Here is an 8,757-nt window from a genome sequence, read left to right on the forward strand (position 1 = left end):
TTGCGGACCCTGAAGCGGCTGCCGTCCTCAGCGAGTGTCCGCCAGGCTGGCGCCGCGTAGGCCCCGGTCGAGTCGCCGACGAGGACCACCGAGTCGCCGTCCGGGGCGCCCCACGTGCAGGTGCCGTCGCGCGTGGAGTCGGTGTCCGGCCGAGAGCAGCTGAGGGTGTCCTCCCAGGCAGGGTCGGTGGTGAGGGACTCCGCGTACCGCGGTGTGGAGACGGCTTCGACGGACGGGGTGAGTCGGTCGGGCCAGCGCCGCGCTGCCAGGGCGGTCTGGATCGCTCGCGTCCGCTCCGACAGGACCGTCGGCTCGTCGCCGTCGCCGTCGCCGGCGCCGTCGGTGTCGCCATCCGCTGTCGCGCCACTCGTGAGCGCTGACACCGAGCCGGGCGTCGGAGCGGTTCGGTCCGCCGCGACAGCCGTGAGCACGATCGCGACGACGACGACCCCGGCGAGCGTCGCGAACCGTTCGTGCCGGAGCTCGGCCGCGCCGGGGGGACCTGGGCGGGGCTGACGGAATCGACGCTCGATGAGCACGTAGGAGACCGCCGACAGCGCGACGGACAGCGCCACGGTCGCGACCGCCGGCACAGGTGCGACCAGCGGCAGGAACACGATGAGTGGCCAGTGCCACAGGTACAGGGAGTAGCTGATCGTGCCGAGACCGACGAGTGGGGCGCTGCTCAGCAACCGACCGGTGACGGTCGAGCGACTCGTGCCGGAGAGCAGGAGCAGTCCGACGCCGACCGTCGGGGCGAGGGAGAGTGGCGCGGGGACGCCGTCGGAACTCCGCCCGAGGACGAGTGACGCGAGGAGCAGCAGCAGACCGACACCGGATGCGGTCTGGGCTGCCCACACCGGCGTCCTGATCGGGCGGACCGTCAGGACCGCGATCACCGCCCCCAGCCCGAGCTCCCATGCCCGAGTCGTCGTCGAGAAGTACGCGGGCGAGGGGTCCGTCGCGGACGCGACGACGGCCCAACCGAGGGACACCACCGATCCGAGCCCGAGGACGACCCCCGTGCGCCGCAGGCGGCCGAGTCCAGGAGCCGCTCCGAGCAGGAGCACGAGCGCGACGGGCAGCACGACGTAGAACTGTTCCTCGACTCCGAGCGACCAGTAGTGCTGCAGGGGCGACGGCGCATCGCCCCGGGCGAAGTAGTCCGTTCCAGCAGCGGCGAAGCGCCAGTTCGCCAGACCGACCGCTGCCCACCCGGCGTCCGTGACCGCGATGAGCGCACGGGGAGCCGGGAGGAGCGCGATCGACGCCAGGACGGACACCGCGAGCACCAGGAGCGCGGACGGCGTGAGTCGCCGGAGGCGCCGGACGGCGAACCGTCGGAGCTCGATCGTGCCCTGCACCCGACGCTCCCGCAGCAGCGACGCCGTCACCACGAAGCCGGAGACGACGAAGAACGCGTCCACGCCGAGGAATCCGCCGCTCGGCCAGCCGAACGCGTGGTCGAGGACCACCGCCGCCACGGCGAGACCACGGAGGCCCTGGATGTCTCGTCAGTGATGTCCTGCTCGCAACACCCGGCGAGCATACGGCTCACCTGGATACGAACGTCAATACTCCACATTTCGGATGCATCGACCGTGATCGGACCGAGCGCGGAGCACCGGCCACTCGTCGGGGTGACGACGCCCGCCACGGACCTGACCGGAGGAGCGGCGAAGCGCAACGGCGGAGCAGCCCGGACGTGCGAAGAGCCCCGGTCACACGACCGGGGCTCTTCCACGTGGGGTGAGTAACGGGTCTCGAACCCGCGACCTCCTAGACCACAACCAGGCGCTCTACCAACTGAGCTATACCCACCACGTCCACACCGGCTGACCGGCGCGACCACTCAATAGTAGTACATGCGCGGCCCCGGTCCGACCACGCGTGTCGTCACTCGGCGGACTGGGCGAGCCGGGGTTCCCACGTCGCCACGACCTCGGCCTGGACGGCACGGACGTCCTCGGTCGAGGGCCCCGGTTCGGCGACGAACCCGGCGCGGCGGTAGTACTCGAGTTCGCGGATCGACTCGAGGATGTCGGCGAGGGCACGGTGGCCGCCGTGCTTCTCCGGCGCGTTGAAGTACACGCGCGGGAACCAGCGCCGGCAGAGCTCCTTGATGCTCGACACGTCGACGCTGCGGTAGTGGAGGTGGTTGTCGACCCGCGGCATGTACTTCGCGAGGAAGGCGCGGTCCGTGCCGATCGTGTTGCCGGCCAGGGGAGCGGACCCCTCGCTCGGGACGTGGGCGAGGATGTACTCGAGCACCTGGTACTCGGCGTCCGCCAGGCTCACGCCGTGCGGAATCTCCTCGAGCAGGCCCGAGGTCGTGTGCATGTTCGTCACGAACTCGTTCATGTTGTCGAGCGCGGACTGGTCCGGCTTGATGACGATGTCGAACCCGGGGTGCACGGGGACGAGGTCGAAGTCGGTGATCACCACGGCCACCTCGACGAGTTCGTCGACCGCGAGGTCGAGCCCGGTCATCTCGCAGTCGATCCAGACGAGGCGGTCGTTCGCAGTGGCCATGTCCCCGATCCTATTCCCGTGCACGAACGGCCCCGCCACACGGGGTGGCGGGGCCGTCGCAGTTGTCGCGCCGGAGGGCGGGGCGGTGTGTCAGACCATCTCGCCGGCGGTGACGGCCTCGGCCTCGACCGGTGCCGACTCGGGTCCGTCGTCGACCCGGGCCAGTACCCGGGTCGTGAGGACCACGACCACGAAGGCGACCGCGACGGAGGCCCCGGCGAAGACGTACGCGGCGGAGGGTGCGAACTCGTCGGCCAGCAGCGTCGCGACGGGCGGGGCGATGGCGCCGCCGATGAAGCGCACGGCGGAGTAGGCGCTCGACGCCACGGAACGCGGGAGGTCGGTCGCCTCCATCACGCACTCGGTGAGCACCGTGTTCAGGACGCCGAGCACGAGCCCGCCGACGATGACGCAGATGATGAGCCCGACCTGCGACGACACGACCACGGCCGCGGCGAAGAGGTCGAGCGCGAGCAGGGGGAGTGCGATCTTGAGCACGGTGGTGCGTCGGAGCCGTGCGGTGAGCATCGGTGCGACCCAGACCGAGGTGATCGCGAGGCCGACGCCCCACCCGAAGAAGGTGAAGCCGATGCCGAGTGCGCCGAACCCGAGCGGGAAGGGCGTGTACGCCAGCAGGACGAAGAAGCCGATGTTGTAGAACAGCGCGGTGACGGCGAGGGCGGCCAGAGCGGGTCGACCGAGCGCGCGGAACGGAGCGGAGAGCTTCGTCGGGGTGGGCTTCTCGAGCCCGGAGGTCTTCAGCAGCGTCACGATCGCGATGAACGCGATGGCCATGAGGGTGGTGACGCCGAAGAAGGGTCCTCGCCAGCTCACGTTCCCGAGCAGTCCGCCGACCAGCGGGCCGATCGCGATGCCGAGCCCGAGCGCCGCCTCGTAGAGGATGATCGCGGACGCGGTGCCGCCCGAGGCCGCTCCGACGATGGTCGCGAGTGCGGTGGAGATGAAGAGCGCGTTGCCGAGGCCCCAGCCGGCGCGGAAGTCGATGATGCTCCACACGCTGTTCGAGGTCGCGGCGAGGACGGAGAAGAGCACGATGAGCGCGAGGCCGATGAGCAGCGTGTTCTTCGGTCCGATGCGGCTCGACACCCAGCTGGTGAAGAACATCGCGACGCCGGTCACCGCCAGGTAGCTCGTGAAGAGCAGCTCCGTCTGCGCGGCGGTCGCCTTGAGGGACGACGCGATCGCGGGGAGGATCGGGTCGACGAGGCCGATGCCCATGAAGGCGACGACGCAGGCGAAGGCGATGGCCCAGACCGCGGAGGACTGCTTGAGGATGCTGCCGGAGGCGGCGGGGGCGTGGGCGTTCACGCGGTGATCTCCGTTCGTGTGGTGGTGGCGCTGCGGGCGGCGATGATGGCGGCGGCTTCGTGGAGTGCATCCCACTCGTCGTCGGTGAGGTCGGCGAAGAGCGGGCCGACGGTGCGGGTGAGCGTGGCGCGCCAGGCGACGAGGCGGTCGCGGCCGGCGTCGGTGATGGTGATCAGCTGCCCGCGGGAGTCGTCGGGGTCGACCGTCCGCGACACGAGGCCGTCGTCGAGCATGCTGGCGACGAGTCTCGTCATCGTGGGCTGGGCGACCCGGGACGCGGTGGCGAGCTCGCCGAGGCGGAGCGGCTGGTCGGTCTCGAGGATGCCGAGCGTCCGCCACACCGCGGGCGAGGTCGTGTTGCCGGTCTCGCGGACCGCGGCGCGGATCAGGCGGTTGACGGAGACCAGGAGCGTCTCGACCGTCTGCTCACGGGATGTTTCCATAGCAGAACTATATAGCACTGCTATGGATCAGTCAACAGGTGGGTCCTGGTAGAAGGGACGCATGAGTGACATCACGATCTCCGAGGGCGCCGAGTACACCGCGATCTTCCACGGCGGCCCGTTCGACGGCACGACCGACACCCGCACCGCGACGAGCGACGCGCTGGACGACGAGATCACCGTGTACGCCGACGTCGAGGGGCTGCAGACGGCCTTCGCCTACCGCCTCACCAAGGCCCGCCAGGTGCTCGACCAGACCTCGGCCGAGTACACCTTCGACCCCCAGGACTCCGACCCCGTCGACGACCTGCAAGAGCGCGGTGACCGCTCCGGCGAGTTCGACCGGGAGTAGACCGGCGACGCGCGGCGTTGTCCCCGCCGTGCGACTCGACCTCTGGACCTCCGCGTTCTGCGCCCCGTGCGGCGCAGCCCGACGTGTCGCCGCCGACGCGGCGGCGCTCGTGCCCGGCCTGACGGTCGCGGAACGGGACGTCGCGGTCCACCCCGACGACGCCGAACACCTCGGCATCCGGTCGACGCCCACGATCATCGTGCGGCGCGACGACGGTGCCGAGGTGTTCCGCTCAGCCGGCGTCCCGACGCGCGACCAACTGCTGGTCGCCGTCGCGAAGGCCCTCTAGCCCGGCGGTCGGCGGGGTCGGCCTGGAGGCACGGATCACCTTCCTGACGAGCTGTTTCGTCCGGCGGACGGGCGTTCCGATCACGAGTGCCACGAGCCCGAGCACCGAACGGTCGTCCCGACCGAGCGCCGTCTTGCGCTCCCAGGCGCGTCGCAGTGCGCCGCCGCGGCTCCGACGTGCGGCCGGCCGGTCCGTCAGGGTGCCGGCATCGCGCTGGCGCATGAGCTCCTCCACCCGTGCTGCCCAGTCGTCCTCCGCAGCTGGGTGGAAGTAGTTGTCGCGCAGCCACTCCGGGCGCACGGTCCGGAACCGCCCGGCGACGAGGTCCGACGCGTCACCGGGGAGGCCGCTGCCCACGAAGACCTCGTTGATGAGCTGCGGCGCGACCCCGAAGTCCGTCATGGTGAGGGCCGGCACGCCCGCGCTCACCGCTTCGAGGACGGCCGTCGAGCTCACCGTGACCAGTGCCACGGCGCGCGCGAGGTGCTCGGCCATCGGACCCGTCTCCACGACGAGGTTCGACGGGGCGTCCGACGGCACGAGGTCCGGGTACGGGTACTGCTCACGGTGCGTCTGGTGCTCACCGGCAGCCGCCCGTGTCTTGATCACCACGCGCCACTCCGGGTGCGCCCGGGCGGTGTCCGCGAGCCAGTGCACGATCCGGGCACGATCCGCGGGGTCTGTCGGCACGCTCGGCTGCGCGGCGAAGACGACGGCGTCCCGCGTCGCCCCGTTCGCCGTGGGACGGACCTGTCCGGGGCGCGCCGGCCGCGCGAAGGGGAGGGTGGCCAGCGCGAAGGCGGGTTCGAGGCCGCCGGCACGGGAGAGTTCCTCGTACGCACGGACCTCGCGGTGGCTGTGCAGGACGAAGAGGTCGGCGCGGGCGCGGAAGAAGATGCCCTTCCACTTCGCCGGGAACGAGATGCCCGGCAGTCCCGTGACGAGCACCGGCCGGTTCGGCACCCGCCGGTGGACCTGGTCGATCACGAGCTCCGCCACCGGGCCGATGAGCGAGACGAGTACGGCGTCCGGCGGGTCGGCACGGAGCTGGTCGACGATCGCGTCCACCGTGGTCGTGGCCGGCGGCTGGGCGGCGGCGCCGGCCAGCCGGCCGTCGAGACCGCGGAAGGCCGAGCGCAGCTGCCCGGTGCTCGCAGACCGCGGGGTCGTGACCGTCACGAGTTCGAGGTCCCAGCCCTCGGGGCTGCTCGCGAGCAGGTGCGCACCCCACTTCGCGAACGAGTCGGTGTCGACCAGCCCGACCACGCGACGGACGCGGGTCGGCGGCGCGGGGGCGGGTCGTGCCTCCAGGCCGACCGTCGAGGCGTCCGCCGACGTCGTCACGCGACCACGCGGCGGAGCTTGGCGAGGGGCGCCTCCTCGCCGGGGAAGACCCGCTTCACGCCGTCGCCGAGCGCGGTCTCGATGATGCGGACGTCACGGGCGAGCGTCGCGAGGCCGTGCGGCTCGAGCGAGGCCGCGTGGTCGGAGCCCCACATGGTGCGGTCGAGCGTGATGTGGCGCTCCACCGCCGTGGCTCCGAGCGCGACCGAAGCGATCGAGATCTGGAGGCCTGGCTCGTGGCCGGAGTACCCGACCGGCACGCCCGAGTAGCGCTGCGCGAGGGTGTCGATCATGCGGAGGTTCGCCTCCTCCGGGGGCAGCGGGTACGTCGAGGTGGCGTGCATGAGCACGAGGCGCTCGGTGCCGAGCGCGGCGACGGCCCGGTCGATCTGCTCGAGGGTGGACATGCCGGTCGACAGGATGACCGGCTTGCCCGTCGCCGCGACGGCGGACAGGAGCTCGAGGTCGGTCACGGACGCCGACGCGACCTTGTACGCGACGACGTTCAGGTCCTCCAGGAAGTCGACCGACGGGACGTCCCACGGGGATGCGAACCAGTCGAGACCGCGCAGCGTGGCGTGGTCGCCGATCTCGATGTACTGCTCCCGGTCGAACTCGACCCGGTAGCGGTACTCGAGGTACGTCATGTCGCCCCACGGCGTCGACCGGGGCATCTGCTTCATGTGCTCGGGCGTGGAGATCTCGGGCGTGCGCTTCTGGAACTTCACGGCCTGCAGGCCGGCGTCCGCCGCCACGTCGATGAGGCGCTTCGCGATGTCGACGTCGCCGTTGTGGTTCAGGCCGATCTCGCCGATGAGGTACGCGGGGTGGCCCGCGCCGATCGTGGACGTGCCGATGCTGACGGTCATGGTGCTCCGTTCGGTGCTGGGACGGGGGTCGGGGACCGGTGTTCCGCGGCGTGGTCGGCCGGGGCGCCGGTGGCGGGGAGCGCGCTGGCGCCGGTGGCGGGGAGCGCGCGGCTCAGCGCCTCGGCGGTCGCCAGGTCCGTGGCGTCGTCGATGTCCACGGCCGTCGCCGCGTCGACCACTGCGAGCTCGGTGCGGCCGAAGAAACGGTGCTGGTGCTGGCGGAGGCCGTCGACCCGGAGGACGTAGAAGGCGCCGGTCTCCCGGAACTCCGGTACGCGGTCCTGGCGGCGAGGTCGCACGGCGGCGTCGTGGTTCACGGCCACAGCTCGGCCGTCCGCGTCGACCCGCCAGAGGAAGGCGTGCGACGGAGCAGCGGCGAAGACCGAGTCCGCGGCGCCGGACAGGACCCGGTCGACGGCGGCGTCGAGGTCCGCCGGGTCGGTGAAGGGTGAGGTCGCCTGCAGGAACACCAGGACTTCGGGGACCTCGTCGTGGATCTGCTCGAGCACGTCGAGGACGTGCAGCAGCGCCGACTCGCTCGACGCCGTGTCCCCGGAGAGGTCAGCGGGACGGTGGAGGACACGGGCCCCGGCCGCCCGGGCTTCGTCGGCGATGTCCGGGCCGTCGGTCGACACCACGACGGAGTCGATCGACCGTGCAGCGACCGCGGCCGCGACGGCGCGCGCGACGAGGCTCCGACCGCCGACGGTGCGGAGGTTCTTGCCGGGGATGCCCTTCGAGCCGGCACGTGCGGGCACGACGGCGAGGACTCGGCCGAGGGAGCTCATGTGCCGGAAGCTACGGAGAGCCGGTGTCGCGGAGGCGAACACGAGGGAGCCACCAGTGGAAGTGCACAGGAAGTGCCGGGTGGCGCACGACGGGCGGCTAGGGTCGTCCGGTGCTCTCCGTCGACGACCTCCTCGACCCCGCTCCGCGTCGGGTCCTCGTGGCCGGGGTGTCCGGCGTCGGGAAGACGACCACCGCCCGGCGGATCGCGGAGGTCCTCGGGGTCCGGCACACCGAGATCGACGCCCTCTTCCACGGGCCCGGGTGGGAGCCGCGGCCGACGTTCGTCGAGGACGTCGACCGCTTCACCCGCGAGGACTCGTGGATCACCGAGTGGCTGTACGGCCCGGTCCGGCCGATGCTCGCCGAGCGGGCGGACACCCTGGTGTGGGTGGACCTGCCGACCCGGGTGATGCTCCGGCGACTGCTGCGACGGACCCTCCGACGGCGACTCGGTCGGGAGGAGCTGTGGAACGGGAACGTCGAGCCGCCGCTGTGGACGTTCTTCACGGACCGCGGGCACATCCTGCGGTGGGGGATCTCGACCCGCAACGCGATGCGGGAGCAGGTACCGGCGCTGGAACGGTCCGCCCCGCACCTGCGCATCGTCCACCTCCGGTCGCAGCACGAGGTCGACGCGTTCGTCGAGCGACTGGCACGCCCCGCGGTCTAGAATCGTCGCCGTCCGCCTCCGTAGCTCAGTGGATAGAGCAGGTGGTTTCTACCCTCCGTGTCGCGGGTTCGATTCCTGCCGGGGGCACCGACGACGAAGGCCGCCACCCTCCCGGGGTGGCGGCCTTCACGCGTCGGTGC

At 71.5% G+C, this 8,757-nt stretch carries 10 protein-coding genes and 2 tRNA genes; 4 read left to right on the forward strand and 8 right to left on the reverse strand.

The window, feature by feature from the left end; all coding sequences use genetic code 11:
- From I59_RS20880 to I59_RS09705, 5 genes are all read right to left on the reverse strand, one after another.
- On the reverse strand, window positions 1-1,475 hold a 1,475-nt coding region (locus tag I59_RS20880; RefSeq protein ID WP_148286159.1), incomplete at its 3' end, for an acyltransferase.
- 270 nt (window positions 1,476-1,745) lie between these two features.
- Window positions 1,746-1,821 (reverse strand) — tRNA-His (locus tag I59_RS09690).
- A gap of 75 nt (window positions 1,822-1,896) precedes the next feature.
- Window positions 1,897-2,532: an oligoribonuclease gene (orn, locus tag I59_RS09695; RefSeq protein WP_022903702.1), complete on the reverse strand. Its 636-nt coding sequence runs from the start codon at window positions 2,530-2,532 to the stop codon at window positions 1,897-1,899.
- Window positions 2,533-2,622: 90 nt separating this feature from the next.
- Window positions 2,623-3,861 carry an MFS transporter gene (locus tag I59_RS09700; protein ID WP_022903703.1) on the reverse strand — a complete coding sequence of 413 codons (1,239 nt, stop codon included), beginning with the start codon at window positions 3,859-3,861 and terminating at the stop codon, window positions 2,623-2,625.
- Window positions 3,858-4,304, reverse strand: a complete 447-nt coding sequence (locus tag I59_RS09705) for a MarR family winged helix-turn-helix transcriptional regulator (RefSeq protein WP_022903704.1) — start codon at window positions 4,302-4,304, stop codon at window positions 3,858-3,860. Before I59_RS09705 ends, I59_RS09700 begins: the two co-directional genes overlap by 4 nt.
- Before the next feature lie 61 nt (window positions 4,305-4,365).
- Between I59_RS09705 and I59_RS19655 the strand changes: the two genes are divergently transcribed.
- Both I59_RS19655 and I59_RS09715 read left to right on the forward strand, forming a co-directional pair.
- Entirely contained in the window at window positions 4,366-4,656 is a 291-nt protein-coding gene (locus I59_RS19655; RefSeq protein WP_022903705.1) for a hypothetical protein, read from the forward strand.
- A gap of 28 nt (window positions 4,657-4,684) precedes the next feature.
- A complete protein-coding gene (locus tag I59_RS09715; protein WP_022903706.1) occupies window positions 4,685-4,945 on the forward strand; it encodes a thioredoxin family protein in 261 nt (86 codons plus the stop codon).
- Here I59_RS09715 and I59_RS09720 read toward each other — a convergent pair.
- Genes I59_RS09720 through I59_RS09730 form a run of 3 tightly spaced genes read right to left on the reverse strand, consistent with a single transcriptional unit; the run spans window position 4,889 to window position 7,946 of the window.
- Window positions 4,889-6,289 (reverse strand): DUF6716 putative glycosyltransferase, encoded by a 1,401-nt coding sequence (locus I59_RS09720; RefSeq protein ID WP_022903707.1) that lies wholly within the window; start codon window positions 6,287-6,289, stop codon window positions 4,889-4,891. The genes I59_RS09715 and I59_RS09720 overlap by 57 nt on opposite strands.
- Complete coding sequence (locus I59_RS09725) at window positions 6,286-7,158, reverse strand: N-acetylneuraminate synthase family protein (protein ID WP_022903708.1); 873 nt, start codon at window positions 7,156-7,158, stop codon at window positions 6,286-6,288. Before I59_RS09725 ends, I59_RS09720 begins: the two co-directional genes overlap by 4 nt.
- Entirely contained in the window at window positions 7,155-7,946 is a 792-nt protein-coding gene (locus I59_RS09730; RefSeq protein WP_022903709.1) for a cytidylyltransferase domain-containing protein, read from the reverse strand. Before I59_RS09730 ends, I59_RS09725 begins: the two co-directional genes overlap by 4 nt.
- A 110-nt stretch (window positions 7,947-8,056) precedes the next feature.
- Between I59_RS09730 and I59_RS09735 the strand changes: the two genes are divergently transcribed.
- Both I59_RS09735 and I59_RS09740 read left to right on the forward strand, forming a co-directional pair.
- Window positions 8,057-8,617, forward strand: a complete 561-nt coding sequence (locus I59_RS09735) for an ATPase AAA (RefSeq protein WP_022903710.1) — start codon at window positions 8,057-8,059, stop codon at window positions 8,615-8,617.
- Between the two features lie 14 nt (window positions 8,618-8,631).
- Window positions 8,632-8,704, forward strand: a tRNA-Arg gene (locus I59_RS09740).
- Window positions 8,705-8,757: the final 53 nt, after the last annotated feature.

Source organism: Curtobacterium sp. B8 (assembly GCF_000333315.1).
GTDB lineage: Bacteria > Actinomycetota > Actinomycetes > Actinomycetales > Microbacteriaceae > Curtobacterium > Curtobacterium luteum.